This window comes from Haloferula chungangensis (assembly GCF_042664875.1).
Taxonomy (GTDB): domain Bacteria; phylum Verrucomicrobiota; class Verrucomicrobiia; order Verrucomicrobiales; family Akkermansiaceae; genus Haloferula; species Haloferula chungangensis.
Genome location: NZ_JBHTBS010000009.1, coordinates 88,474 through 113,844 on the forward strand (window position 1 = coordinate 88,474; position 25,371 = coordinate 113,844).

At 57.3% G+C, this 25,371-nt stretch carries 18 protein-coding genes; 6 read left to right on the top strand and 12 right to left on the bottom strand.

The genetic code is table 11. The annotated features are described in order from the left end of the window. Window positions 1-39: 39 nt before the first annotated feature. Genes ACFQY0_RS16175 through ACFQY0_RS16190 form a run of 4 tightly spaced genes read right to left on the bottom strand, consistent with a single transcriptional unit; the run spans window position 40 to window position 5,116 of the window. Window positions 40-1,530 carry an arylsulfatase gene (locus ACFQY0_RS16175; protein ID WP_379714464.1) on the bottom strand — a complete coding sequence of 497 codons (1,491 nt, stop codon included), beginning with the start codon at window positions 1,528-1,530 and terminating at the stop codon, window positions 40-42. 11 nt (window positions 1,531-1,541) lie between these two features. Continuing rightward, complete coding sequence (locus tag ACFQY0_RS16180) at window positions 1,542-3,062, bottom strand: sulfatase family protein (RefSeq protein WP_379714467.1); 1,521 nt, start codon at window positions 3,060-3,062, stop codon at window positions 1,542-1,544. 3 nt (window positions 3,063-3,065) lie between these two features. Next, window positions 3,066-3,221 (bottom strand): hypothetical protein, encoded by a 156-nt coding sequence (locus tag ACFQY0_RS16185; protein ID WP_379714470.1) that lies wholly within the window; start codon window positions 3,219-3,221, stop codon window positions 3,066-3,068. Continuing rightward, the gene (locus tag ACFQY0_RS16190; RefSeq protein WP_379714473.1) at window positions 3,221-5,116 is read right to left on the bottom strand and encodes a right-handed parallel beta-helix repeat-containing protein; all 1,896 of its coding nucleotides are present in this window, start codon (window positions 5,114-5,116) and stop codon (window positions 3,221-3,223) included. The genes ACFQY0_RS16185 and ACFQY0_RS16190 overlap by 1 nt, the downstream gene beginning before the upstream one ends. A gap of 113 nt (window positions 5,117-5,229) precedes the next feature. Here ACFQY0_RS16190 and ACFQY0_RS16195 point away from each other — a divergent pair, with 113 nt between their 5' ends. Beyond that, window positions 5,230-6,630: a hypothetical protein gene (locus tag ACFQY0_RS16195; RefSeq protein ID WP_379714476.1), complete on the top strand. Its 1,401-nt coding sequence runs from the start codon at window positions 5,230-5,232 to the stop codon at window positions 6,628-6,630. Here ACFQY0_RS16195 and ACFQY0_RS16200 read toward each other — a convergent pair. Further along, complete coding sequence (locus tag ACFQY0_RS16200; RefSeq protein WP_379714479.1) at window positions 6,592-7,461, bottom strand: alpha/beta hydrolase; 870 nt, start codon at window positions 7,459-7,461, stop codon at window positions 6,592-6,594. The genes ACFQY0_RS16195 and ACFQY0_RS16200 overlap by 39 nt on opposite strands. Before the next feature lie 242 nt (window positions 7,462-7,703). Here ACFQY0_RS16200 and ACFQY0_RS16205 point away from each other — a divergent pair, with 242 nt between their 5' ends. Beyond that, a complete protein-coding gene (locus tag ACFQY0_RS16205) occupies window positions 7,704-8,378 on the top strand; it encodes a PEP-CTERM sorting domain-containing protein (protein ID WP_379714481.1) in 675 nt (224 codons plus the stop codon). Window positions 8,379-8,456: 78 nt separating this feature from the next. Here the strand turns inward: ACFQY0_RS16205 and ACFQY0_RS16210 are convergent, their stop codons facing one another. From ACFQY0_RS16210 to ACFQY0_RS16240, 7 genes are all read right to left on the bottom strand, one after another. Further along, a complete protein-coding gene (locus ACFQY0_RS16210; protein WP_379714484.1) occupies window positions 8,457-8,684 on the bottom strand; it encodes a hypothetical protein in 228 nt (75 codons plus the stop codon). 151 nt (window positions 8,685-8,835) lie between these two features. After that, window positions 8,836-10,323: a sulfatase gene (locus ACFQY0_RS16215; RefSeq protein WP_379714486.1), complete on the bottom strand. Its 1,488-nt coding sequence runs from the start codon at window positions 10,321-10,323 to the stop codon at window positions 8,836-8,838. A gap of 125 nt (window positions 10,324-10,448) precedes the next feature. Next, entirely contained in the window at window positions 10,449-11,954 is a 1,506-nt protein-coding gene (locus ACFQY0_RS16220) for a sulfatase family protein (RefSeq protein WP_379714489.1), read from the bottom strand. Window positions 11,955-12,053: 99 nt separating this feature from the next. Further along, a complete protein-coding gene (locus tag ACFQY0_RS16225; RefSeq protein ID WP_379714491.1) occupies window positions 12,054-13,559 on the bottom strand; it encodes a sulfatase family protein in 1,506 nt (501 codons plus the stop codon). Between the two features lie 9 nt (window positions 13,560-13,568). Next, on the bottom strand, window positions 13,569-15,014 hold the full coding sequence (locus tag ACFQY0_RS16230) for an alpha-L-fucosidase (RefSeq protein ID WP_379714494.1): 1,446 nt from the start codon (window positions 15,012-15,014) through the stop codon (window positions 13,569-13,571). Between the two features lie 34 nt (window positions 15,015-15,048). Next, a complete protein-coding gene (locus ACFQY0_RS16235; protein WP_379714497.1) occupies window positions 15,049-16,557 on the bottom strand; it encodes a sulfatase in 1,509 nt (502 codons plus the stop codon). A gap of 12 nt (window positions 16,558-16,569) precedes the next feature. Continuing rightward, window positions 16,570-17,946: a sulfatase-like hydrolase/transferase gene (locus ACFQY0_RS16240; RefSeq protein ID WP_379714500.1), complete on the bottom strand. Its 1,377-nt coding sequence runs from the start codon at window positions 17,944-17,946 to the stop codon at window positions 16,570-16,572. A gap of 531 nt (window positions 17,947-18,477) precedes the next feature. On the opposite strand from ACFQY0_RS16240, the gene ACFQY0_RS16245 reads away from it, so the two are divergent. The 4 genes from ACFQY0_RS16245 (at window position 18,478) to ACFQY0_RS16260 (ending at window position 25,221) form a co-directional block, all read left to right on the top strand. Further along, the gene (locus tag ACFQY0_RS16245) at window positions 18,478-22,119 is read left to right on the top strand and encodes a beta strand repeat-containing protein (RefSeq protein WP_379714502.1); all 3,642 of its coding nucleotides are present in this window, start codon (window positions 18,478-18,480) and stop codon (window positions 22,117-22,119) included. A 43-nt stretch (window positions 22,120-22,162) separates the two neighbouring features. After that, entirely contained in the window at window positions 22,163-22,966 is an 804-nt protein-coding gene (locus ACFQY0_RS16250) for a PEP-CTERM sorting domain-containing protein (protein WP_379714504.1), read from the top strand. A gap of 153 nt (window positions 22,967-23,119) precedes the next feature. Beyond that, on the top strand, window positions 23,120-23,662 hold the full coding sequence (locus ACFQY0_RS16255) for a sigma-70 family RNA polymerase sigma factor (RefSeq protein ID WP_379714506.1): 543 nt from the start codon (window positions 23,120-23,122) through the stop codon (window positions 23,660-23,662). Beyond that, on the top strand, window positions 23,659-25,221 hold the full coding sequence (locus ACFQY0_RS16260) for a LamG-like jellyroll fold domain-containing protein (protein WP_379714508.1): 1,563 nt from the start codon (window positions 23,659-23,661) through the stop codon (window positions 25,219-25,221). Before ACFQY0_RS16255 ends, ACFQY0_RS16260 begins: the two co-directional genes overlap by 4 nt. The last annotated feature ends 150 nt before the right edge of the window (window positions 25,222-25,371 follow it).

Genomic DNA, 25,371 nt, shown 5'->3' on the forward strand with positions numbered 1-25,371 from the left:
CGAATGAAAGCCCTCTACTCTCGGAAACACCCGAATTTTTCATTTTTTCCACAGAGGGATGCCGATGGTCTCCTTCTGCTTGTTGTAGTCCACGTGGAAGGGTTTCTCTTTCGCCAGAGGAACATCCTCGTTGATCATCAGCGGACGGGCGTCATCCCAGAATTTCTCGTAGGCCTTCTTCATTTCAGAGGCGACTTCGGGAAACTTGTCTGACACATCGACATTTTGACTCGGATCATTCTGCATGTCGAAGAGCGCGTCCTCGACCAGCCGGAAGCGCTGATTGCGCACTGAGTAATTCTTCCATTTCCATTTGTCTGGATCGTCGCGGAGGTCCCAGCGGGTGACGTGTTGGAAAAGAAAACGGTCCGTCCACGACGGGTCCTTCTCCAGCAAAAGGGGCTTCAAACTCCTGCCCTCGAAGTCCTGCTTGCCCTTGAGTTCAGCTCCGGCCAGGTCCGCCAGCGTCGGCAGGATGTCCAAGTAGCTCACCACCGTATCTACCGTGCGTCCTTCCTTGATCATCCCGTCCCAGCGGACGAAAAAGGGCACGCGCACGCCGCCTTCATCGACGGTACTCTTGAGCCCCTTCATGTCCGCGTTGTAGCTCATCATCGCGTCGCCGTTTTCATCCTCACCGAGCTTCACCTGGGGGCGTCCCTGTTTCTTCCTCATGCCGCATCCACCAGTCGTCATGCCGTTGTCGGAGGTGAAGATGACGATGGTGTTGTCCATCAAGTCCCACTTCTCGAGTTGCTCGAGCATCAGTCCGATATTGTCGTCGATGTTCTCGATCATCCCGTAGAAGGCGGCCACCTTCGGATTGAAACCCCGATCCTCGAAACGCTTCGAATACTTGGGAGGCGCGACAAAGGGGCTGTGCGGCGCATTGGTGCAGAGGTAGGCGAAGAACGGCCGGTCCTTCACTTTCTCGATCCAGGAAAGCGTCGCCTGAAACAGGATGTCGGTGCAGAAACCCTTGGTCTTCACAAAAGTGCCGTTGTGTTTGAAAACGGGGTCGAAGTAGCTGTTCCGCGGCACATCCGCGCAGGAACCCTTGTAGGCCTGACCGATCCCGCCGGCACCATGGATGAAGACTTCGTCGAAGCCTCGGTTCTCCGGCTGGTAAGGGGCTTCATCACCCAGATGCCATTTGCCGAAGACTCCCGAGACGTAGCCAGCCGGCTTCAGGACCTCGGGAATCGTCGTCGCTTCCAGATTGAGTCTCTCCCGCTCATAGATCGTGTGGGTCACTCCATTCCGGATCGAATGCACGCCCGCCATGATCCCCGCGCGGCTCGGTGCGCAGGTCGAGCCCATCATGAAGCGGTCGAAGCGAATGCCCTGATCATGCATCTCGTCCATGTGGGGCGTCTTGATCCACGGATGCCCGTGCGCCCCGACTACCGGGTAACCCTGGTCGTCGGTCATGATGAAGATGATGTTAGGCTTCTCGGTGGCCGCCATGGCCACACCGATCAGGCTCATGCCACCAGCCAGGATGGCTCTGAAAATAGAGGGTTTTCTCATGATTCGGGTCTTTAGTTTCTCTCGGGAGCGCAGCGTTCTCCCTCCGTGTAGCGCTTCAGGAGCTGACGCATGGCCGCGACCTTCTCAGGATGTTCCTGATAGAGATTCTTGGTCTGCCGCGGATCCTCCTTCAGGTTGAAGAGCAGGCCGGGATTGTCCTTCGGATAGCTTTCCAAACCGAAGTGCTCGAGGTAGGCCGCCGGCTCGCCGGAGTGGGAGCCCGAGGACGCATCGATCAGCACCCAATCGCCTTGGCGCAGCGCATACTTGCCCTTGTTCGTGTTCTGAACCGTGGCCACGCGCAGCGGACGCTTGTATTTCTCACCTTTGAGCACGGGCAGGATGTTGTAGCTGTCGATCGCCACTTTGTTATCGAGTTCGTATCCGATGATCTCGGCAAAGGTCGCCGCGAAGTCGACTTGGCTCACCACCTCATCCGAGCGCGACCCGGCGGCAATCTTGCCAGGCCAGCTGACGACGAAGGGCACCCGGTGGCCACCCTCGTAGAGGTCGCGTTTCAGTCCCCGCAGCTCTCCCGAACTCCATTGATCGAATTCTTCCAACCTCTGGAAGGCGTGCTTCTCCGTGCCGTTGTCGGCGGTGAAGATGACGATGGTATTCTCGGCAAAGCCTTTCTCCTCCAGAGCCGCCAGCACCTTGCCGACCATCGCATCGGTCTCGATGACGAAGTCGCCGTAGTAGCCGGCCTTGGACTTCCCTTGAAATGGCTTGTTAGGGACGATCGGATAATGCGGCGAGTTGAAGGCAAGATAGGCAAAGAAGGGTTTGTCTGCTTTCTGCTTCTTGATCCACTCGACGGTTTTCTCCGTGACCGTCGGCAGGATCTCGTAGGGGTTCCAGCCCTCGGCCATCGGACCGGGGCGGAAGCCGCCGCCCCCGGCAAGTGGCTTCGACTTGATCACCGGCCTGGTCGGAATGGTTGCGAAACGGTCATCTTCGATCCAGCAGTAGGGTGGGAAGTTGATCGTCCCGTCGCCGAAGTAGTGATCGAAGCCCTGGTCCACCGGTCCACCCGGGAAGCGCTTCGTCCAATCGTAGGACTCGGCCTTCGGCCATTCCTTCTTGGTCACTCCCGGCTTGCGAATCGCATCCCAGTCCCAGCCGAGATGCCATTTCCCGAAGCACGCAGTCGTGTAGCCCTGCTTGTGGAACATCCGTGCGATGGTGAACTCACCCGGTTTGAAGACTGACGGCTCGAAGGCATTGACGATGTCGTGGAAACTCCGCCAATGGTGCTGACCAGTGAGCAGCGCGTAGCGGCTCGGCGTGCAGATCCCCGAGGAACTGTGACCGTCGGAGAAAGTCATTCCCTGACTGGCCAGGCGATCAATGTTCGGAGTCTGGATCTTCGCCTCGCTGTCGCCGTAGGAAACATCGCCCACACCCATGTCGTCGGCGTAAAGGATCACCACATTCGGTCGCTCGGCAGCCAAGGAGCCAGCACTGATAATGGGTGCGGTCGCCAGCAAGACGAAGGCACGAACAAGTTTCTGCATCATGGAATTTTTCATGGATCAAAGCCGACGCCGAATCGCGTCTACGGGGTTTCTACCGACATTTGAGGGATAGCCAATGCCTTCTTTGGCGACACGGGTGACTTCACCGATCTCGTCCTCGAGTTGGGAGAGTTTGAGCTCATCGATGGAGGGTGGGGGATGCGTGTGGCTCATCACCTCGAACTTGCATTGCGGCCTCTTTCGGAAATCCAGCCCTTCTTCTCGTCCGGGAAATCCGGCACCTCCAGCTCGGCGCCAGCCTTCCATGCGGGCTTGCCGAACTCATAGGCACCCAGGTCCGGCGCATCCGCCCCATCCTCGCTGATGCCTGCCACCGGCGCTCCGGCATCAATGGCCGCAGCTCCCGGCTTCAACTGGTAATTCCGGCCGGCGGGATCGACGAACTCCTGCGGATCCGCGACTTGGTTGTGCGACTTGTCGATCCCGTAAAGAAAGGCATCGCTGCTGACCAGATTGTTCCGGGTGACAATCACCGCCCCGGGCTTCTCGTTTCCGCGAACCTCGATCGCTTTCGCGACGTCCATGATGGTGTTGTTTACGAAATAGTTCTGCGTTGCCGAGCGGGTGCGAAGCCCGTCGTGGGCTTTCCAGATCACGTTGTGGTGCACCTTGTAACCACTGCTCGAGTTGTCCAGATAGATTCCCACCGCCCCCTTGTGATCGCTCATGAAGTCATGAAGCACATTATAGGATATCTCGGTATTCGCCAAAGGAGAGGTCCCCTGGTTATTGGCATACAAGAGCCCGGAGTCGGGGACGAGATAACCGTGATGGTGGATGTGGTTGAACTGAACCAGCGCACGATGCGCCACCTTGATCCCGAGTCTTCCATTCCCCAACTCGACCCCATCGCGGCCGCCATACCTGCTGGTGTTCCGCAGAATCCTATTGTCGTCTCCGGGCGCCCAGATCGGCGAACACCGCTCTCCCTGCCAGTTGCATTGCTCGGCGATGGAGTTCTCGAGCAGGTTGTGATTGCCCCACAGGGATATGCCGTGGGTCCAGGTTCTTCCGACATAGCAGTCTCTAACAATATTGTGGTCGCCACCCACGAAAATGCAGGACGCTCCGTTCTCAAAGTCCGCCCAGGCTTCCCGTTGGCTCGTGCCACCCGCGAAGAAGGTCTCAAAGGGGCCGCCGTAGCGCACCGTACATTTGCGAATGGTGCAATGATCCGATTCGGGCAAATGAATGTCGGCCGCCTTGAAATGCAGTCCCTCCAGCGTGATGTGCTTCTTGTTCGTGAGATTGAATCCATGAGTGCGCGTCCTTCCCTCGATCAGGCTCGTTTCTCCTTCCGATGATTCGGGAGGATACAAATACAGGGTCTTCTCCTCCCAATGCCATTCTCCCGCCGTGTCCAAGGCGTTCAGGTGCCCGATGATGTATCCGGCGCCCTCGCCGGTGAACTGGAAGTTGGGATTCCTCCACATGGCACTCAACTCCGTGCACAAAATGGTCTTACCGCTTGAGGACTCGATTTTTCCCCGGTGGGCCGTCCACCAGTTCCGAGTCGTCGGCAGACCCATGAAATACGCGCCCTTCCAGTAGCCGTCGGGCTTGGACTCCATTCGGGAAAAAGTCACCAGCCCCGTGGGCTTCTCCGTCTGGATGTCCACGGGGGCCAGCTCGTCGGTGCTCAGCATATCTCCGTCCTCGTTCGGGTAACGGGCCCAGTGCATCCGTTGCCCGTCGACAAAGACCTGGCTGATCTTTCTTTCCGACCTCGCCTTCAGAATTTCTCCCTCGTAGGGCTCCCATCCCTCGATCACGTCCAATCCCGTGATCAGCACATACTCGTCAGCGTAGTTTTTGAAAGTCACCCCATCGACCGTCGGAACCACCGTCTCCCGGTAGACTCCGCTCCGAATATGGCAGATGTCGCCCTCGGCCATCGCCTCCGCCGCCTGCTGAATCCGCTTGAAGGGTTTCTCCAGAGTCCCGGGATTGGCCTCGTCGCCAAGCGCCGCGTCGACATAAACATCCTTTGCCGAAAGCAGGGAGAAGGGGGCCAGGAAAAAGGCGAGGAAAGTCAGTTTGGATTTCATGGTTTTTGTAGGGTTCCAATCCCTCCCCTACGAGGCCAGCAGCAGGATCGATTGGGACAGGGCGAGAGAATATTCCTGCCCATTCTCATGATACTGCCAGCCGACAGCGCTTCTTGCCACCAAAGTCTGCTTCATCCCCATTCTTCGCGCTCTTCGCGATTTTCTGTGGAGTTTTCCTTCCGCGGAGAACCGAAAGACAGATTTTACAGAAGGACGCGAAGGTCGCGAAGATCAGGAAGTGCCATTTCAATCCATCCTTCTTCGTTATCTTCGTTTCCTTCTGTGGAGCTCATCTTCAGAGTAAGACCGAAAGACAGTTTTTACAGAAGGGAACGAAGGCAACAAAGACCGGGAAGAGCCATTCCAGATCATCTTCCTTCGCGGTCTTCGCGATCTTCTGTGGGATTTTCCTTCCGCGGAGAACCGAAAGACAGATTTTACAGAAGGACGCAATGGACGCGAAGATTAGGAAGTGCCATTTCAATCCATCCTTCTTCGTTATCTTCGTTCCACTTCTGTGGAATTCATCTTCAGCGAAAAACCGAAAGGCGTTTTTTACAGAAGGGAACGAAGGCAACAAAGACCGGGAAGAGCCATTCCAGATCATCTTCCTTCGCGGTCTTCGCGATCTTCTGTGGAGTTTTCCTTCAGCGGAGAACCGAAAGCCAGATTTACAGAAGGACGCGAAGGTCGCGAAGATTAGGAAGTGCCATTTCAATCCATCCTTCTTCGTTATCTTCGTTTCCTTCTGTGGAGCTCATCTTCAGAGGAAAACCGAAAGGCAGTTTTTACAGAAGGGAACGAAGGCAACAAAGATCGGGAAGTGCCATTCCAAAACAGCCCCCTTCGCGTTCTTCGCGATCTTCTGTGGAGTTTTCCTTCCGCGGAGAATCGAAAGGGAGTTTTTACAGAAGGTCGCGAAGGACGCGAAGATTAGGAAGTGCCATTTCAATCCATCCTTCTTCGTTATCTTCGTTTCCTTCTGTGGAATTCATCTTCAGCGGAAAACCGAAAGGCAGTTTTTACAGAAGGGAACGAACGCAACAAAGACCGGGAAGAGCCATTCCAGATCATCTTCCTTCGCGGTCTTCGCGATCTTCTGTGGAGTTTTCCTTCCGCGGAGAATCGAAAGGGAGTTTTTACAGAAGGTCGCGAAGGACGCGAAGATTAGGAAGTGCCATTTCAATCCATCCTTCTTCGTTATCTTCGTTTCCTTCTGTGGAATTCATCTTCAGCGGAAAACCGAAAGGCAGTTTTTACAGAAGGACGCGAAGGACGCGAAGATTAGGAAGTGCCATTTCAAACCCTCCTCCTTCGTTATCTTCGTTTCCTTCTGTGGAATTTTCCTTCCGCGGAGAATTGAAAGGGAGTTTTTACAGAAGGTCGCGAAGGTCGCGAAGATTAGGAAATGCTATTTCAAACGGCTCGACTCTATTGAAGGCGAGTGGAAAGGACGGAGGCCTGAGAGGATGGTGTTACTTGTCTTCAGGGACCTCAAGGCCAACTTCTTTTAGCCACTTCCGGCATTTGGGGAACCAGTTCACTCCCTTCATCCCGTGCCCACCATGATCATAACTCATCATCCGAACTGAGACGTCCGCCGCTTTGAGGGATCTTGCATAAGCAAGTCCGCCCGGGTAGTGGTTGTGATCGTCTTTCGCGTAGACCAGCAAGGTGGGGGCGACAGGGTGCTTGTGATGAAACTCCTCAGCGAGTTCGGTTCCCGGGCTTTCGGTCGCGTAGTACGCGCCGGAGACGACGATGACGAACTGAGGCTGGCTGCTTTCCTGATCCGCCTCATCCAGTGCGGGGTAGGCGGATGTGGTGTAGTTCTGGCTGAGCCGGGATACCAGATGCCCGCCTGCCGAATTGCCAATGAGGCCGATTTGCTTGGGATCGATGTTCCACTTTGAAGCCTGATGACGCACCAGGCGGATCGCCCGCTGCCCATCCTTGAAAGCGGCCTCACGATCGTTCGGTACGGTGTAGTTCAGCGCAAAGACCGTGATGCCCATGCCATTCAGCCACTCGATGTAACTCTGCAGAACGGACACCTGTTTGTAAGCGCCTCCCGGGCAATAAATCACCGCCGGGGTCGGGCGATCGCTTTCGACCTGATAGACCGTCAGGTTGGGGTCTTTGATATTCCGGTAAGTTATCTTGCCGCCACCGCGGTCTTCGGAATCCTGCTTGAGGCGGTTTGCTTCGCCGCCGACCTGATCAATCGGCCACAGGCGAATCCGCTTCTTCCCGGATGCGTCGACCTGGGCACCGCTCTCCGCCACCTGAGCCGTCATCCCGCAAGCCAGCGCTCCCATCATGAGGATCCAAAGTATGCCTTTCATCGTGATTCCTTTGTTGAGGCGCTTAGCACGCGCAAGCTCTCTGAAATCGGCGCTTGAGGGAAGGGTCATTGTTGCAATGCACCAGCTAGAGGAGTCGCGGGGCTTGGAATAGGACATTGACTCCCCCCGCAATAAGATGTCATTAGTTTCCTAATGGCACCGCTGTGTGGCGCCCTAACAAGCGCGGAACGGATTCCCCTAGCGCATCGCTTTTGCCCTAAATAACCCAAAAAATACGAAGAATGAAGATCTCTCGATTAGCCCTGCACCGCTTGCCATTGGCAGCGACCGTTGTTGCCGTAGCAACGGCTATCCCGGCCACGAACGCCGCCATAACGGTCACCACCAACGTGGTCTCCGAGCCAGGATTCGGTGTCGTGAACTTGGATACCGTTGGTTCGGCGGATTGGTTTTGGGTTGAAGATGCTGGCAATAACTACGTTGAACGCGTCGGCGGGACGATCTTTGATACCAGTTCAATCGTCATTAGCCAATTCACCAACGCCGGAGCTAACAAATGGGACGGCCAGTCAGGAGCAGCGACGATTGGAGTGGACAATCATGTTCAAGGTCCAGGTGACGGGGGGCCAATCACTTTTAGTGTCACCCCGCAAACGGCTGGAGAACACACCCTCAATCTTTACGCGAGTTCGAATCCTGCGGGCAACCAGGTGACTGGCACTTTTGACGGTGCGAGCTCCAACACCTTTAGTAGCGGAAACCTTCAAGGCATGCTCTACACCGTTGTTTTTGACGTCGAAGCTGCCGATGTCGGCAATCCCATTGGGGTGGGTATTGGCAGGACAGGTAGTGGGCAGATTCGATTGCAGGGCGCAACGATGAGTGTCATCCCCGAACCGTCCAGTCTCGCCCTCTGTGGTCTTGGCGGGCTGGTCCTGCTCCGTCGTCGTAGGTAGGATAAGCATCCAATACCTCCACTTTCAAAGCAGCCCCGGTTCCTCCGGTGCTGCTTTTTTTCGTGAAAGCGAAGAAGGCTAGTAGGTCAGTAGTCCCCTGTTAGAACGGCGTAATACCAGCAAGCCTCGCATGAAGAGCAGAGCCGGTAGTCCTTTGGGATGATCCACTTCATTATCGGGTTCACGCACTTGTCGCAGGATCACCAGAAGGTGTGTTTCACCTCCTTGGTCATGACGGGTCTTGCTGAGGGGGCCGCCGGCCAGCGTCACGGTGACCGAGCCGGCGAGGAGGGCAAGAGTGCCCAAGAGAAAAGATTCCGCGATGCTACGCCGACAAATCGCCCGGTGGAAGCAAGGAGGGAGGGGAGGCGCAACGACGGCCGCCAATCTGGCGCCGAATGTCCCCTTGAACGGTCAGTTCTGATCGTGGAAGCACCTGCCCCGGCCCGGCCGAATCTCACTCGGATCCGTCCCGGTAGTGGGGGCTTCCCTTGAGCCAATCGTAGTCGGCGTACTGGATGTTCTTGTCGCCGGTCCACAGGGGAGGGGCCTTGTCTTTGTCCCACTCCAGCCAGCGCGCCTTCATCGCCTGCACCTTTTCTGGATACTCGGCGGCGAGGTTCTTCGTCTCTCCGAGATCCTCCTTCAGATTGTAGAGCTCGACGCTCTTCTTGCCGATGATCAGCTTGAAATCGCCATCGCGGATCACGCCCTCAGGAGCCGGACCGCGGGCGGTGTGCCAGTAGAGGGTTCTGTGGGGCGGCTCCTTGGTCTGCTCTGTTAGGTAGGGGCGGATGTCCTTGCCGTGAAGCTTGGCCGCCTGAGGATCGCCACCTGCCATGGCGATCGAAGTGGCGGTGATGTCGAGCGAGGTGACCGGATCTTCGAGCACTTTCCCGGGCTGAGCCTTGCCCGGCCAGCGGACAAACATCGGGACGCGGATCCCGCCTTCGTGGGGCGCGCCCTTGGTTCCCCGCAGCGGACGGTTGTCGCTGGTCTTCCTCATGCCGCCGTTGTCGCTCAGAAACCAGACCACCGTGTTCTCGCTGAGCTCCAATTCGTCGAGCTTCGCCAGCAGCTGCCCGATGCCTTGATCCATTTCCCAGACCATCGCGGCATAGACCGAGCGATCGGCCGGTTTCACTCCGGGGATTTTGCTCATCTTCTCTGGAGGGAATTTTGCGATCGTTTCCTCCGGTGCCTCCAGGTCGAGATGCGGGGCGTTGTAGGACATAAAGAGGAAGAAGGGTTCCTTCCGTTTCTTTTCGAGGAAACGGATACCCGCATCGGTCAGTTCGCGTGTGAGATACTGCTTCCACTCCACTGGCTCGCGATTGTGGATCACCGGCATGGTGTGCTGGAGATATTTCATGTTCAGCGGCCGCTTGATCGGCGCGAAGCGTCCCTTGTAGGACGGATGGTCGAGCGGGAAATACATCAGTCCGCCGCCGAGGAAGCCGAACCAGTCGTCGAAGCCCATGGCATTCGGATGCTGGTCATTTGTGGTGCCCATGTGCCACTTGCCCACGCCGCCGGTCACGTAGCCCTGCTTCTTCAGCAGGCTGGCAATCGTCTCGATCTTCGGCAGGCCCTGCTTGGGATCGAAGGGTGCCGAGACATTCTCGTAGTAGCCGAACTTCGACTGCTGCTTGCCTGTTAGAAAGCCCGCGCGCGAGGGTCCGCACATCGGCCAGGTGACGTAGCCGGAAGTAAAGCGCACGCCGTCGCTCGCCAGCTTGTCGAGATGGGGTGTCGGGATGTCCTTGCAGCCGTAGGATCCAAGGTCGTTGTAGCCGAGATCGTCCGCCATGATGACGATGATGTTCGGCTTGCTCGATGCTTCCGCCTGCGGCGGCGGATTCTGGGTTTCCGCCATGACGAAGTCCGTCATCAGGAGAAGGTGGAGGCTTATGGCGATGATGCTCTTCATTGATACGCTATCCATTTCTCGGGGGGAACTTCTTCAGGATAGCCGCAATGGATTTTGGTATATGTCCTCTTTTTTGTCAGGACGCGGCTTGATCGGGTGAGGGCGGGGATTTCCTGACACGAGTTCAGTCTCGTCCACCTTCACTTGCCGCTCTTCCAAAGCTGAATCTCCGCAACGTCGTTTTTCGCCTCCGACCCCTTTGTGCTGCGGCCGCTGGTGACATCAGCCTCTAACTGAGCCAGCAGGCGGGCGGCGACTTCAGGATGGGAGTCGTAGAGGTTGTTCGTCTCGCCGGGATCCTTTTCCAGATCGTACAGCTGCGCCACGGGGGCGTCCTTGGCGGCCTGCTTTTCGGTGGGGGAAGTCCAGCCACCCGAACCTTTCGCCAGCAGCAGTTTCCATTTTCCCTGACGGTAGGCAAAGTGACCGCTGATCGAGTGATGGATCACACCCTGACGGCTGGAAGCAATCGGCTCGCCCTTGAGCGCCGGGGCGAAACTCACGCTGTCCTCGCCGGCACCATCCGGGACGGTCGTGCCACTGAGCTCGGCACAAGTGGCCATCAGGTCGGTCAGGCAGATTGTCTGCTCACTGGTCGAGCCGGGCTTCACGCCTTTCGGCCAGCGGACGATGAAGGGGACGCGGTGGCCACCATCCCAGAGGTCGGCCTTCGATCCGCGGAACTGCGCGCTGGGGAAATGACCCTGTGCTTCCAAGCGGTCGATCTTGGCCGCCTTCGAGCAGCCATTGTCGGCCGTGACGATGACCAGCGTGTTGTCGGCGAATGGCGAAGCGTCCACGGCTTTCATGATCTCGCCGATCACGTGGTCAGTCTGCATCTGGAAATCACCGTAACTGCCCAGGCCACTCTTTCCCTTCCATTCCTCGGTCGGGACGATCGGAGTGTGCGGTGATGTTAGAGGGACGTAGACGAAGAAGGGTTGTGAAGCGTCCTGCTTGCGGATGTATTCCACGGTCTTGCGTCCGATCTCCGGGAGGACCTGGGCCTTGACAAATCCCGGCGCGGGTTGGGGCGGCTTGCTGTTGTCGGCCTCTCCGACGAAGCGATCGTTTTCGATCCAGATGTAGGGGGCCATGTCGAGCGAGGCCGAGATGCCGTAGAGGTAATCGAAGCCACGATCCACGGGGCCGTTCTTGATCTCGCCCTTCCAATCGATGTGCGTCTGCCTGGGTTTCCGCGAGTCCGGCGGGCCGTCCATGATCGGCTTTCCCTCAAGTACCGGGAGGTCCATCCCAAGATGCCACTTGCCGACCATCGCCGTCTTGTAGCCCTGCTTTTTCAGCAAGGCGGGGACGGTCAGGCGGTCTGCTTCGATCAAGGGGGCACTGTAGCCCCAGAGAACTCCCTGTTGAAGTTGGGTGCGCCAGTTGTAGCGGCCTGTTAGAATCCCGTAGCGGGTCGGCGTGCAGACCGAGGAGCTGGAATGGGCGTCCGTGAAGATCATTCCTTCCTCCGCCAGGCGATCGATGTGTGGCGTGGCGATCTTGCCGCGCTCGGGATTGAGGCAGCGCACGTCGCCATAGCCCATGTCATCGGCGAGGATGTAGACGATGTTGGGTTTCGGCGCGGCTTCGAGTGCGACGATTGTGGCAAACAGGGCGATGAGGAATGGCGGGGTTGTCATGGTAGGTTCTCGCTTGGTTACGGATGAAATCACTCGGGGTTTCGCGGTGTTGTCGGGACTTGTCAGCACTTTGGCGCTCTGGAGGCTCCGAGCGCCGCCTCACCGTCTCTTGAATCCCTTCGCGAAGTTCACATTGCGGTCGTTATCCTGGTCAGGCCCTGCGGTGCTGCGACCGCGCTTCACATCTGATTGCAGGTGGGCGAGTAGGCGATCGACGACTTCAGGATGGGACTTGTAAAGGTTCTTCGTTTCGCCGGGATCGTCTACCATGTCGTAGAGTTGGGCAGGGGAGTCATCAGAAATCTTTTCCTTCGTCCAGCCTCCCGAGCCTTTTGTGAGAAGCAGTTTCCATTTTCCTTCGCGATAGGCGAAGCGACCACCAATGGAATGGTGGACGACGCCCTTGCGTGTCGATTCGATGGTCTTTCCTTTCAGGGCCGGGGCGAAACTGACGCTGTCTTCTCCGGCGGTTTCGGGCAACCGGGTCCCTGTCAACTCGGCGACGGTCGCCATCAGATCGGTAAGGCAGACGATTTCATCGCTGGTCGATGACGCTTTCACGGCTGCCGGCCAGCGTACTATGAAAGGAACGCGGTGGCCGCCGTCCCACAAGTCGGACTTGTAGCCACGGAACTGCGCGCTGGGAAAGTGCCCGGCTTTCTCCAGTTCGTCCGCTTTGGCGGGCTTCGCGGAGCAGCCGTTGTCACTGGTCACGATGATCATGGTGTTTTCCGCGAATTCAGACGTGTCAACAGCAGCCATGATCTGGCCAATCACGGCGTCAGTCTGCATGACGAAATCGCCGTAAGCTCCGAGCTTGCTCTTCCCTTGCCACTCCTTCGAAGGATCGATCGGTGTGTGGGGGGAGGTCAGCGCGATGTAAATGAAGAACGGTTTGTCGCTCTTTTGCTTCTCAAGATATCCCACCGACCGCTTTGCAATTTCCGGAAGCACATCGACTCCTTCGAGATCCGGGTGCGCCGGGCCCCGGCGGTTGGGATGGAATTCCTTGGTCGCCGTGGCTTCGCCAACGAACCGGTCGTTCTCAATATAAATGTAGGGAGGCATGTCGAGTGAAGCCGAGATGCCATGATAGTAGTCGAATCCCAGATCGACCGGTCCGCCGGTGATCTTTCCCTTCCAGTCGATGTTCTGAGCGGCCTTGCCACGGGTGGGCTTGCCGTCAGTGGTGGGCATTCCCATGCCAAGATGCCATTTGCCGATGCAGGCAGTGTTGTAACCCTGCTTCTTGAGGAAGCCTGCCACGGTCAGGCGGTCAGGTTCTATCAGAGCCTGGTCGAAACCGTAGATGACCCCGCTTTGCAGGCGGGTTCGCCAGTTGTAGCGGCCTGTTAGAATCCCATAACGGGTCGGCGTGCAGACCGATGAGCTGCTGTGCGCATCGGTGAAAACCATGCCTTCCTTAGCCAGGCGATCCATCTCCGGCGTTGGAATCCTGCCGTGCTCGGGGTTGAGTGCCTGGACGTCGCCATACCCGAGGTCATCGGCGAGAATATAGATGATGTTTGGCTTGCTCGAGGCGGACACGCCGGCGCTAGCCAGGCAGATGAGCGCCAGGACGGCGGATTTGAATGAAGCGTGCATGACTCGTGCTTATCGGGCGGCTTTGACTGCTCCCGGGAGCTTGTGCTGGCCCGCATTCTTGCTGTTCCTGATCTCCGTGTGGCGTTTGGCGCGGGTGGTGTACCAGTAATACTTGCCCTTTGCTGACGGATCAGCTTTTACGCCGTCCTCATACTCGACGGCGATCACTGTATTACGGGCGTCCGGAGCGTCCTCAGGGACTTCGATCTTTGTGACATGTCCCTTCGGGTCATAGCTCATCGGCAGGGGCGCCTTTTCTGAATCGGCGAGGAAATAAGCCTTGGCTGGCTTGCCGATCAGACCATTGAACTCGATGCCTTCCGGCTTCCATTCGAGAACATGCAGGTAGACCGTCTCGTCCTTCTGGGTCATGGCACCCCACCAGAAATCGAAGTCTACGGGGGACGCGGTCGTGCCATAAATCGACTCGCCATTGGCGGCCATCCACTTTCCGGCGGCCTTGAGTCGCTCGGCTTCCTCGGGCAGGATGTTGCCCTTCGGATCAGGGCCGACGTTGAGAAGGAGATTCACTCCCCGTGCGGCACAGAGCGCAAGGAATTCGACGATGTCCTTCTCGCTTTTCCAAGCATCGTCAGTGTGGTCATAACCCCAGTTGTGACGCATCGTCATGCAGGTCTCGGTGTCCTCGGTCATCCGTTCCGAGGGAAGCATGCGGTCGGGCAGGGAGTTGAAGTCGGCATACTTTTGTTTCTCCACCGGCACCTTGCGGCTGTAGAGCCGGCTGCAGATCACGGAGTTCGGCTGCAACTCGCGGACCCGAGCGCCCTGGGCATCGGCTTCGACCACATCATTGCCACCCACGTCGAACCACAGCACGGACATCTCACCATAATTCGAGAGCAATTCATCGAGGTTCTTTTCCACCAGCTTAAGGTATTCCTCGTTGCTGAGTGTCCCGGGATTTCCTCTTCCCCGGCTGCGGTGATACCAGTCCTTGAACTGGGAATAGTAGACACCGAACTTGATGTCCTGCCGGGCGCACTCCTCCGATAGCTCCTTGATGATGTCGCGTTTGAATGGTGTTGCATCCATCACGTTGTAGTCGGTGGCATCGGTGTCGAAGAGACAGAAACCATCATGGTGCTTGGAAGTGATCACCATGTATTTCATGCCTGCCTCCTTGGCGAGGGAGACCCATTCTTTGGCGTTGAAGTCGGTTGGATTGAACTGGGGCGTGAGAGTGTCGCGATACTCCTTCCCCGGAATCTTGGCGCTATTCATCAGCCACTCGGCGCTGGCGCCGCCCTGTTCCTTTCCGTAGTCCTTCCCTTGCCACTCGCCACCGGCGATCGAGTAGAGTCCCCAGTGAATGAACATGCCGTAGCGGGCGTCACGCCACCACTCCATATGGGCGTCGTCTGCGGTCTGAGCATGGATCAGGGGATTGGCCACCAGCAGGGAGGTGATGACGGTTGCAAGGGTTCGGAATCTCATGTTGTCGTGATGGGTTATGGGAGAATGGGGGCATTCAATGATTTAATGGCGAGCTGGGGGGGAGGGGAACCTTGTTCTCTTTCCGCCAGGACTCAAGTTGCTTGAGGAGCTCCTGAGCCATCTCGGGCTGGTGCTTGGAGAGGTCCTTGCTCTCCTTCGGATCCTGGTCGGTGTTGTAGAGTTCAGTGCTGCCGTCTTTTAGAAACTGGATGAGCTTCCACTGGTTTTTGCGGATAATCGAGCAAGGTGGGTTCTTGTAGGTGCTGGAGATCTGCCAGTAGAGGTAGCGATCTGCGAAAGGCTGACCTTTCATCAGGGGGAGCAGGCTGTTGCCATCCAGCGGGCCTTGGTAGTCGTCCATCCCGGCGAGATCGAGAAAGGTGGGAAAGAGGTCGAGACCATGGATGGGCGTCTCGTCCCGTCGAGCCTTCACCACGCCTGGCCAGTTGATGAGTGCCGGCACGCGCAGGCCGCCGTCGTAGATGTGGCCCTTCGCTCCGCGCAAGTTCCCGTTCACGCTCTGCCTTCCATTGAAGCCATTGTCCGAACTGAAGATGATCACTGTATTCTCGCGCAGGGCGGCTTGGTCGAGGTAGTCCAGAAGACGTCGTAGGTTGTCGTCGATCGATTTGACCATCGTTGCGTAAGCGGCGATGGACTCGCGAGATTTTCCTTTGGCCTGACCTTGCCCGGTGGAGGAGTCGGCCGGCTTCGTCATGAAGTGCCTCATGGAGCCCTCACTCCTCGGCACCGAGGGCATGTGCGGGGCGTAGTAGTGGAGGTTCACGAAGAAGGGACCGTTCTTGTGTCGATCGATGAAGTCGATGGCGTCTGAAGTCAGACGATCGGTCAGCCATTCATCGTTTTCCTTTTCCTCGATGAAGGGGTTTTTGAAGGGCGCGACGTAGCCGCCGCCCGGGGCGTTGTAGCCTTTCTGATAGCCTCGCGAGGGATCTCCCCACCAGGTGCCGCCGATGTTCTCATCGAAGCCGCGTCCGTTTGGATAGTATTTCTGAATCTCCGGCGAACGGTGCGCGGGCAGCCAGCTCAGGTCACCGTTTGCCGGCTGCTTAAGGGCTTTCTGCAGAGGGAATTCGGTGGCGGATTCTTGATCAGGATGGGGGCCGACGATGTGCCACTTTCCGAGGTGGATCTGCTTGTAGCCGGCCTCGCGGAGTGGCTGTGAGTAGACGGGGTGCTCCGTGCCGACCGTCCATCGGGAAAAGATGTTGTCCTCAGCGTTTCCCTTTTCCAGCACCGGCACGGTGTAGCAACCGGTGCGGAACGATTGCTGCCCTGTCAGGATCGCCGCACGTGACGGCGAGCAGGTCGGATACATGAACGCGTTTTCAAACACGAGGCTGTCCTCCGCCAGTTCATCCAGTACGGGGGTCTCGAAATACTTGCTGCCCATGAATCCTACATCCTGCACGCCAAGGTCGTCAGCCAGGATGAAGATAATGTTAGGCTTCGATGCTTCCGCTTTCAGAACAGAAAGCGCGAAGGCGATAGCGAGGAACGGAAGTGAACGAAAGGGACTCATGGAAATCTCTGATCAGTAGCTGATCTTTCCACCTTTCGAGGGTTTCTGTCGCTCGTTCTCCCACCATTCGTTGGGACCTTCCTCGACGATGCCATCCCAGAGTTTGATGAGCTTGTCTTTCATCTCGCCGGTCTTCTCGGGCATCTTCGCGGCAAGATCGTTTTTCTCCTGCTGGTCATCGGCAATGTTGTAGAGCTGGAACTTCGTGAGGGTTTCATCGCCGACGATTTTCCAATCGCCGATGCGCATCGCGACGCGGTCCTGTGGCGATGAAACATGAGTGCGCCAGAAAAGCGGAACCTTGCGATCGATGGGCTTGCCTTCGAGCCCGGGACGCATGTCGGCACCGTCGATCGTGCGGTCCGCAGGCAGGGGGATGCCGACGATGTCGAGGATCGTGGTGAAGACGTCCGTGCCGATGACCGGCACGTCACTGATGGTGCCAGGATTCACGTGACCAGGCCAGCGGACAATTCCAGGCACGCGGATGCCGCCTTCGAACTCGCTGCGCTTGTTCCCGCGCAGGCCACCGCTGGAGCCGCCGTAGCCGGGCACGGGACCGTTGTCGGAGGTGAAGAAAACGAAGGTGTTGTCGCTGACTCCCTGAGCGTCGAGCGCCTTCATCACCGTGCCGAGCGCATCGTCGAGCTGAGTGATGTTTCCCATGTATTTGGCATTCTCGTGACCTTTGTAGAGAGCTTGGAATTTCGAGTCCGTGGCGATCGGCGAGTGCGGCTCGTGGACCCAGACGGTCATCGCAAAGGGCTTGGAAGAGTCACGGATTTCCTCGAGCCATCGTGATGCCTCCGCCGCCACCAATTGGGCCGAGTAGCCCTCCATTTCACCCACAGGCTCGCCATTGCGGACGAAGTTGTCCGGGTTCTTGTGGCTTGGCGACGCGTTGTTCTGGGTAGTCATCCAGTAATCGTAGCCGTGGGCGTCAGGGTGGGGGAACTCGGCCTTGCCGAACTGCTGTCTCGAAAGCAGGTGCCACTTGCCGACGTGGCAGGTTTCGTAACCGGCCTTCTTCAGGAGTTCGGGGAAGGTGATCTCACTGGTTCGGAGGTGCGCCTCGTGATTGCCGGAGAGGTGGCGGTAGACGCCATTTCGATAGGGCGTGCGGCCTGTCAGGATGGCGGAGCGAGAAGGCGAGCAGACACCGCAGGCGGAGTAGCACTGGGTCAATTTGACGCCCTGTTCCGCCAGCTTGTTCATGTTAGGTGTCTTGATGAGCTCGTTGCCAAAGGTCTCGGAATCTCCCCAGCCCATGTCGTCGGCCACGAAGATCACGAAGTTGGGGGATTTCTTGTCAGGGCTTTCCTCGGCAAGGCCGATGGTCCCACCCAAGCCGGTGATCAGCAGGGTGAGAAGCATGGTGGTTCGTTTCATCGTGGTGGGTTGTTTGGCATGGCTCGCTGAGCGGAGAAGGGCTTTTTAACAGGCGAATCCATCAGTTCAATACGGCAGCGGGTCGGGTAGGTTTCAGAAAGTTTCCGGTATTCTGGAAAGGCAGTTTTTCCCTGCGCAAGAGCCATTGCCTGCATCAGCATCCGGCAGTCATGACAGCACGTCCCCCCTCTTTTTGGAGGGTGCTGTCGCGGAGGCGATCAGTCTGTCGGATCCATCATCCTTCCTTCCCATTCGCCCGGAGGGGCGTTCGATCCAGGCCCCCGTTTCCCTAACGGAATACCTGCTGGCTGAGGAAATGGCACGCAGTTGTCGAATCTCGAGGAATTCTCGTTAACGTTTGATTGGGTAGGGGAGTATTACCATTGGAGCAGTGCAGATTATTGAAGAAATCCATCAATTCCGGAGTCCCGGTGTGACTCAGGAAGACGTGATGACTGGAAGGATCATCCATCTCTGCCGGCTCCATCCATAACCCACGATTCGACCCAAAATCCAGATCAACCCATTGAAATGAAATCCAATAAACCCTTGAATAATCCCATGCTGACGCTGGGGGCTGTGCTGCTCGGCGGACTGTCCTCCGCCAATGCCGACATCCTCGCCGGCTATGATTTCGGCAGCGCCGGCAGCGGCACAAACACCCTGAGCGCGACAACGGTTGCCTCGGGAGCCAGTGCGTCGGCCGTCAGCGGTGCCGGAGCTGCAAGCGATTTCATTCTCCAGACGACCCTTGGAGACAACACCGGATTCGCGGCCAGCGGAACGGCATTCGGGGCGACGGATGCAGGCAATTTCAGCGGAACGGCGAACGATGCCACCGGAGAGGACCTTGCCACTGCAATTGCCGATGGTGACTACGTGACTGTCACCGTCACCGCAGATGTTCCCGGAACGCTCAACGTCAGTGGATTCTCGATCGCCGCGGCGATCGCCAATCTCACCAATGGCAGACCGGCTGAATTCTTCAATGTCGTGGCTCAAGTCAACGGCGGAAACACCTGGGAGGCATCCGGCGCGTTGTTCCCCGCCGACCAGGAAATCACCGTGGTGCAAGGTTTGGGGGACTGGGATGACTTCTACGTCGATCTTTCCAGCAACAGCGCGCTTCAGGGTGTCGATTCCGTTGAGTTCCGCGTCTACTTCTGGGGTGGCAGCAGTGATTCATCTTCTTCTCGGACAAATTACGATCAGATCGTGGTCGAAGGAAGCATTGGAACGCCATCAACTCCGTTTTGGCAGGTCGACGGTAATGGCAATTGGACGACGCCTGCCAACTGGATTCCATCAGTGCCAAACGGTGCTGGCGCCATCGCACGGTTCTCCGACAGCCTGCCGCTTACCGGCCCCATCAGTGTCGCTCTTGATGCTCCCGTGACCGTGGGAGATTTGATTCTGGATAGTGCCCAGCCGATCACGCTTGCCGGGCCCTCGGCGTTGACTTTGGATGGCTCTGGGCAGACGAATGTCTCGTCATCCGCCGGCTCTCATGAACTAACAGCTGCCGTCAGTCTGTCGGATCCCCTGCAAGTGGATCTGGCCGGTGTCAGCATGTTGGATATCAGCGGAGCACTTTCGGGTGGAGCCCCGGTGACCGTGGCCGGAGGTGGCCGATTGAGGCTTTCCGGTGATCTCTCGGGATTCAGCGGGGGATTGATCGCCGACGGAGGCACCCTTGAGGTGAGTAGCAGTGGCATCAATGCGGATATTTCCATTAACACCGGGAGCACTCTTGCTGGAGAGGGCAGCCACACCGGCACTCTCAACCTGGCGGACGGAAGTTTCCTGAGTATCAACCCAGTGTCCGCCGAAGCCTTCACCACAGGCACGCTCTCACCTGCAGGGACAACCAGCGTTGTCTTCGATTCCTTTCCCAGCACTGCCGGGGTCTTCACGGTGATCAACTACGGGAACTATGGAGGCACGGTGAATACGGACTTTGTTCTCGAGAATTCCGCAAACTATCGGACCCCGAACTTCGTCAATGATTCGGCCAATGGCCGGATCACCTATGATGCCGCTTTCGAAACCCACAGTTGGACCGGGGAGGACGCCACGAATCCGACCTATTGGGACGTCGGAATTTCGGAGAACTGGAGTTCCTCGGACAAGAAGTATTTTGATTTCGACCATGTGGTCTTCGGCGATGACGGTGCGGGTTACCTGGACGTTCAATCAAACGTGTCACCAGGCACGGTTTCCTTTGCCAACGATTTCTACGACTACTTCGTCGAGGACCTGGTGGCGAATGAGCAGAGCATCCGTGCCGCCGAAGGCGGTATCAATGTGACTGGTGAGGGGTATGTGGATCTTAACGTGAAGATCACCGGCGAAACCGACATCACCCACTCCGGTTATGGAACGCTGACACTTGGCGGTGGCGAGGTGGACAACGACTTCGTGGGCACGGTCACTGTCGATGGCGAGGGCATTCTCAAGAACGCGAGATTCCAAGCTGATATCAACTCCCTTGGCGACTTCGGAAATACCTTCAGTTTCAGCAACGGTAGTGTTTTTGACATCAATCCTGCGTCTGGAACGGGAGCAACCGACAACGGCTACAAGAGCTATGCTAAGGGAAGTTTTGTCTTCGGAGACGGAACCACGCTCACGAACTCTTCGGCGATCACCGCAAGGAATGCGTTTGACGATGAACTGGTGTTTGGCGGCGACGTGACGATCGATGGTTATGGCCGACTGGACATCGACGGTGACATCGAAGTTACCGGCACGGACATTGTCATCACGGCGAACAACACCACGGGCTCCGTTCTGGGAACCAGCAATGCCGGCAAGTCGATTGCCGAGTGGGTTGTCAACGCGGGTATTCTTTTCGCCAGTCATGACGCTTCCTTCGGGGAGGCTGTTGTGACAATCAATTCAGGGGGGGCGATTACCGGGAATATTGGAAGTGCCGGAGGCGGTATCACCAACATTGCCAATGCGATCACCTTGAACGGTGGTGAACTCAGGGCGAACCAGAACGATACGACCAGCCACTACTCGGGAACTGTCACGGTTACCGACTACAGCCGGATTGATCCCAACAGGGATAACCGCACGGTGATTCTGAGCGGGGTTCTTGCGGAGTCTGGATTTGGTGGCGATTTGGGCATTGGAGATGGAACGACGGTGATTGCATCCACGCTCGATGCCAGTGGCTTCACCGGCGACTTCATCCTCGACGAAACCGGAACTCTCGAATTGGGAGATACGGTCAATCTCGTTCAGGACGTCGTGATCGACAACTTCGGTGGAAATAAGGTTATCCAGCTCTCTGCCGGGAACTCCGCAGAGATCTCCGGAGATATCTCCGTTCTTGATGCGGACGCCGAACAGTTTGATCTCTTCGTCGCCGAGGCTCTCGACACCCTGACAATCTCCGGAGTTGTCTCCGGCAGCGGTGCAGCCGGGGTTACCAAGACCGGTGCTGGCACCGTCATGCTTACCAATGTCAACAGCTACATCGGCGACACCACGGTCTATGCAGGTGTGCTCTCGCTCGGTGACGGAACCAACGCCACGGAACTGGAGGACACGGCCGATGTGCGCCTGATGGGGGCGGCCACATTGGACCTCAACTTCACCGGAACCGACCAGATCGACATGTTGTTCATCAATGGTGTCGGTCAGGCCAGCGGAACGTGGGGCGCCATCGGATCCGGGGCGGATCACGAATCCGGGTTCATCACCGGAACAGGCATGATTGAAGTCCTCACAGAGGGATCGATTTACGACCTCTGGGTTGGCAGCTTCGCGGGACTAACGGACTCCGATCCGAATGTTGACTCTGATGGTGGTGGCTTTGAAACCGCTTTCGAATACGTATGGGGTGGTGATCCTACGAACCCTGAAGATGACCGCGAACTTGCTCCGACCAGTGTGCTGGACGAGGCGGGAAGCCTGGTTTTCACGGGTCGTCTATCAGACCTGGCGGCTGGCGATCCGAACACCAGCATTGTGATTGAGTATGGCTCGGATCTGACGGGCTGGACGGAAGCGACCGACGGCGTCGACGGAGTGACCATCACCATTGTTCCTGACGTCTACGAGCCCGGGATCGCACAGGTCACGGTCAGCCTCCCTGCAAGCCTCGCGGTGGAGGGGAAACTCTTCGTTCGTATGGAAGCCACTATCGTCATGCCAACCCCATGATTAGCCGAACTCTCCCGACTCACCAAAACCCAAAAATGAAACCATGAGAGCAAATCAATTCGTTCTAACCTTCATTGGTGCCCTTGCACTGATACCGGCTGCCAACGCCGCACTAATCCTGGGTGATACCATCGGTATCGATTTCCAGCCTACTCAGGCGCGTGCCGACGCCGTCGGCGGCACATTAGCAACCGGCACCAATTTTAACGTGTTCGACATCGATACCGACGACGATGGTCTGTCGATCGCGGTTGACGGTGACGATCTGGATTCGACGGCGACGATTGCGGCCGGCACCTTGATCAACACTAGCGGCGCCACCGTTTCTGGCGTCAGCTTCAGTCTGACTAACAACACCACTCAGGATACCTTGCGGGCCACCTTTGCCAACCAGGGAACCGACGGGGCGCTTCCTCCGTCGTTACTGAATGAAATGGCGGTTTGGCAGGACGGCTATATTTCGAATAACCAGGGTGGTAGCTTGGGGATTCCCAGCGGGGGGAACTTCGTGCTGACCTTTAGCGGCTTGGACGACTCCTTAACTTACGTGTTGGAGGGAGGCTGGGATAACGACAATGGCAGCGGCAATTTCAACATGAATTGGGCGGCCGATGGAAAGGACTTTACGACCGATATCGCGGGCGCAGCTGGTGCGGGCTACGGCAAGCTCAGCGGCTTGTCCACCGACGGTGCAGGAAATCTGGTCATTACCGTGACTGAAGCGAATGACCCTGATCATGTCGTCATTGGGGGCCTGACCCTGACTGCGGTCCCTGAGCCATCAGCGGCCATTCTGGCGGGTGCCGGCGGCTTCTTCCTGCTGCTCCGCAGAAATCGGCGCTCTTGATACCAGAGGTCTGCGGACCCGACGAACAAGCCTCCGGGTCACCCCGGAGGCTTTTTTGATGCCGGCATTCGTCTCAACCGATCGGAGAGGAAAATTGGGCTTGGGGCGGGATTTTGTTAACGGTCGGCCCCGATCTGGCTTATTCCCAAGTGGATGGCAGCAAGCGCAAGTGACACCCAGGAGTTTATCCGTCTTCTGACGGATCATCAGGAAATTCTGCGTTCGTATATTTATTCTCAAATGCCGAGCTGCCCGGATGTGCGGGACATTCTTCAGGAGGTGAATGTCGTTCTATGGGAGAAAATGAGCGATTTCGAGCTCGGCACCAATTTCGGAGCTTGGTCTTGCACCGTGGCCTACTACGTGATCCTGAATCATCGCAAGAAAATGAGACGGGATGGCTTTCTGATTTTCAACGAAGAGCTCTGCCAATCGCTGGCCACCGAATCGGCAAAGCGGGAGCCGGCAATACTTGAGTCGAAGCGGCTCGCCTTGCAGACCTGCCTCGGCAAGTTGACTCCTGAGAATCGTGAGTTGCTTGAAATTCGCTACGAGAACCAGCGGGGCGGAATGAGTCGGCTTGCCGAAGAAACGGGCCGCTCGCGCGCTTCCCTGAGGGTGACGCTGTCGCGCCTCCGGGCGAGCCTGCGCCAATGCATCCGCAGCACCATGATGGTGGAAAGGGGGGCCCGATGACTGAAGGGGAGTTTGAGGCAAAGGTATCCCGCTATCTCGACGGTGAGCTTTCGCCGAGGGATTTCGCCGAACTCGAGAAATATCTCGAAAGTTCCGAGGAAGCGCGCGCGAGCTATCTGGACCAGATCGACCTTCACAATGTCCTCGACCTCGAGCTTTCCACACCAGCCATGGTCTATCCTGGCGTTTCCAATGTCGTCCCGATCGAGCGGATGATGAAGCGCCAGAAGCGCCGTGCGTTTATTCAGTCGGCCATGGTGGCTGCCGCGATGCTGGTCCTGTTAGGCATCCTGTTTCAGCTGGTGGTGGTCCCGAAAAAGGAGCCACCACTCGTATTTCGGGCGTCTCGGGATTCCATTGTCAGCGTCACACACCCCGCAGCTTATGAGGATGGCAGGGAGCCTGAAGCGGACACGTTGGTGGAAGGATCCCGACTTGAACTCCGGCAGGGAGTCGTCGAACTCAATCTTTCCAGCGGAGTCATGGCGATCGTCCGGGCGCCGGCGGATCTAACACTGCTTGGAAAAAACCGGATGTCCGTCCGGGAAGGCGTGGCTTGGTTCCATGTGCCTGAGGAGGCGATCGGCTTCAGAGTGTCGACGCCGCGCATGGATGTCACCGACCTGGGGACCGAGTTCGGCGTGATCTGTGCCCCGGAAACTCTCGATGAAGTGCATCTTCTGAAAGGAAAGATCGAAGTAAGGCACCGCCATGGCGTGAAGAATGTCGAGGCGCTTGAAGTGCCGACAGGCCTCATCGCCGATCCTGCGGGGCGCTTCAGATCGATACCCGCCCGGGCGGAAGATTTCCTCACTTACCTACCGCCAAGCCTGCCATACCTTCATCTCTCGTTCGATTCGATCGATGACGGTCGGCTGGATGTGACCGGCACTCATCCGAGCGTTCCGGATATCAAGGCACGTCTTTTGAAGCCGGCGGGTGATCCTCCCCTGACTCCCGGGGTGCACGGTCAGGCACTCCGCCTCTATGGGCGCGGTGATTTTGTCCGGACGAACTGGCCGGGGATCTCCGGCAATCGTCCGAGAACGGTGGCTTTATGGGTTCGCATGGACGGAAGCGAGGCCTACAATCCTGCCGTTCCACTCGTCGGTTGGGGTTCCCTGCTGAACAATGGTAAGTGGAAGATCCATGCGGTGGACGATGTTGAAGCGGGTGGTCGAGTCGCACGGATCTCGCTTGGGAAGTCCTGGTATTCCACCAACAACATCCGCATCGATGATGGCCAGTGGCATCATCTTGTCGCCGTTTCCTATGGAGAGAGTCTGGAAAACGGTCGACCTGCTCTGGCGATCTTTGTCGATGGCCAGCGAAGGGAACTCATCCACCACGGCGGGAGTCAGGGAAATGACCGCTTCAGCGACCTGTATACCCTGACCGATGCGAAGGATTCAGTTCCACTTCTTGTGGGCAAGGGCATCCTGGCAGGAAATCAGAGCTTCAAAGGTGAACTCGATGAGCTGACGGTCTATGAGGGTGCCCTGTCCGATGAATCAATCAGACACCTTGCAGCGGGCGAATTGCCAGATTCGGGGAAATGAGCTGGGAGCTTGCTTGCATCCAGTCATTTCGGGAGATGGTTCCAATCGATGCGGAAAGCAGGTTGATCATCGGCCAGTTTTGAGGAGAATTTGGAGAACCCACCAGTATGAAAAGACAGTTGATGACAAAAGACCCCATGATCCGTTTGA

Coding starts and splice junctions, on each gene's coding strand:
- ACFQY0_RS16235 (WP_379714497.1), bottom strand. CDS start 16,557: ATGAGTCCCTTTCGTTCACTTCCGTTCCTCGCTATCGCCTTCGCGCTT.
- ACFQY0_RS16215 (WP_379714486.1), bottom strand. CDS start 10,323: ATGGATAGCGTATCAATGAAGAGCATCATCGCCATAAGCCTCCACCTT.
- ACFQY0_RS16220 (WP_379714489.1), bottom strand. CDS start 11,954: ATGACAACCCCGCCATTCCTCATCGCCCTGTTTGCCACAATCGTCGCA.
- ACFQY0_RS16180 (WP_379714467.1), bottom strand. CDS start 3,062: ATGAAAAATTCCATGATGCAGAAACTTGTTCGTGCCTTCGTCTTGCTG.
- ACFQY0_RS16260 (WP_379714508.1), top strand. CDS start 23,659: ATGACTGAAGGGGAGTTTGAGGCAAAGGTATCCCGCTATCTCGACGGT.
- ACFQY0_RS16250 (WP_379714504.1), top strand. CDS start 22,163: ATGAGAGCAAATCAATTCGTTCTAACCTTCATTGGTGCCCTTGCACTG.
- ACFQY0_RS16190 (WP_379714473.1), bottom strand. CDS start 5,116: ATGAAATCCAAACTGACTTTCCTCGCCTTTTTCCTGGCCCCCTTCTCC.
- ACFQY0_RS16205 (WP_379714481.1), top strand. CDS start 7,704: ATGAAGATCTCTCGATTAGCCCTGCACCGCTTGCCATTGGCAGCGACC.
- ACFQY0_RS16240 (WP_379714500.1), bottom strand. CDS start 17,946: ATGAAACGAACCACCATGCTTCTCACCCTGCTGATCACCGGCTTGGGT.
- ACFQY0_RS16185 (WP_379714470.1), bottom strand. CDS start 3,221: ATGAGCCACACGCATCCCCCACCCTCCATCGATGAGCTCAAACTCTCC.
- ACFQY0_RS16255 (WP_379714506.1), top strand. CDS start 23,120: ATGGCAGCAAGCGCAAGTGACACCCAGGAGTTTATCCGTCTTCTGACG.
- ACFQY0_RS16230 (WP_379714494.1), bottom strand. CDS start 15,014: ATGAGATTCCGAACCCTTGCAACCGTCATCACCTCCCTGCTGGTGGCC.
- ACFQY0_RS16175 (WP_379714464.1), bottom strand. CDS start 1,530: ATGAGAAAACCCTCTATTTTCAGAGCCATCCTGGCTGGTGGCATGAGC.
- ACFQY0_RS16245 (WP_379714502.1), top strand. CDS start 18,478: ATGAAATCCAATAAACCCTTGAATAATCCCATGCTGACGCTGGGGGCT.
- ACFQY0_RS16200 (WP_379714479.1), bottom strand. CDS start 7,461: ATGAAAGGCATACTTTGGATCCTCATGATGGGAGCGCTGGCTTGCGGG.
- ACFQY0_RS16225 (WP_379714491.1), bottom strand. CDS start 13,559: ATGCACGCTTCATTCAAATCCGCCGTCCTGGCGCTCATCTGCCTGGCT.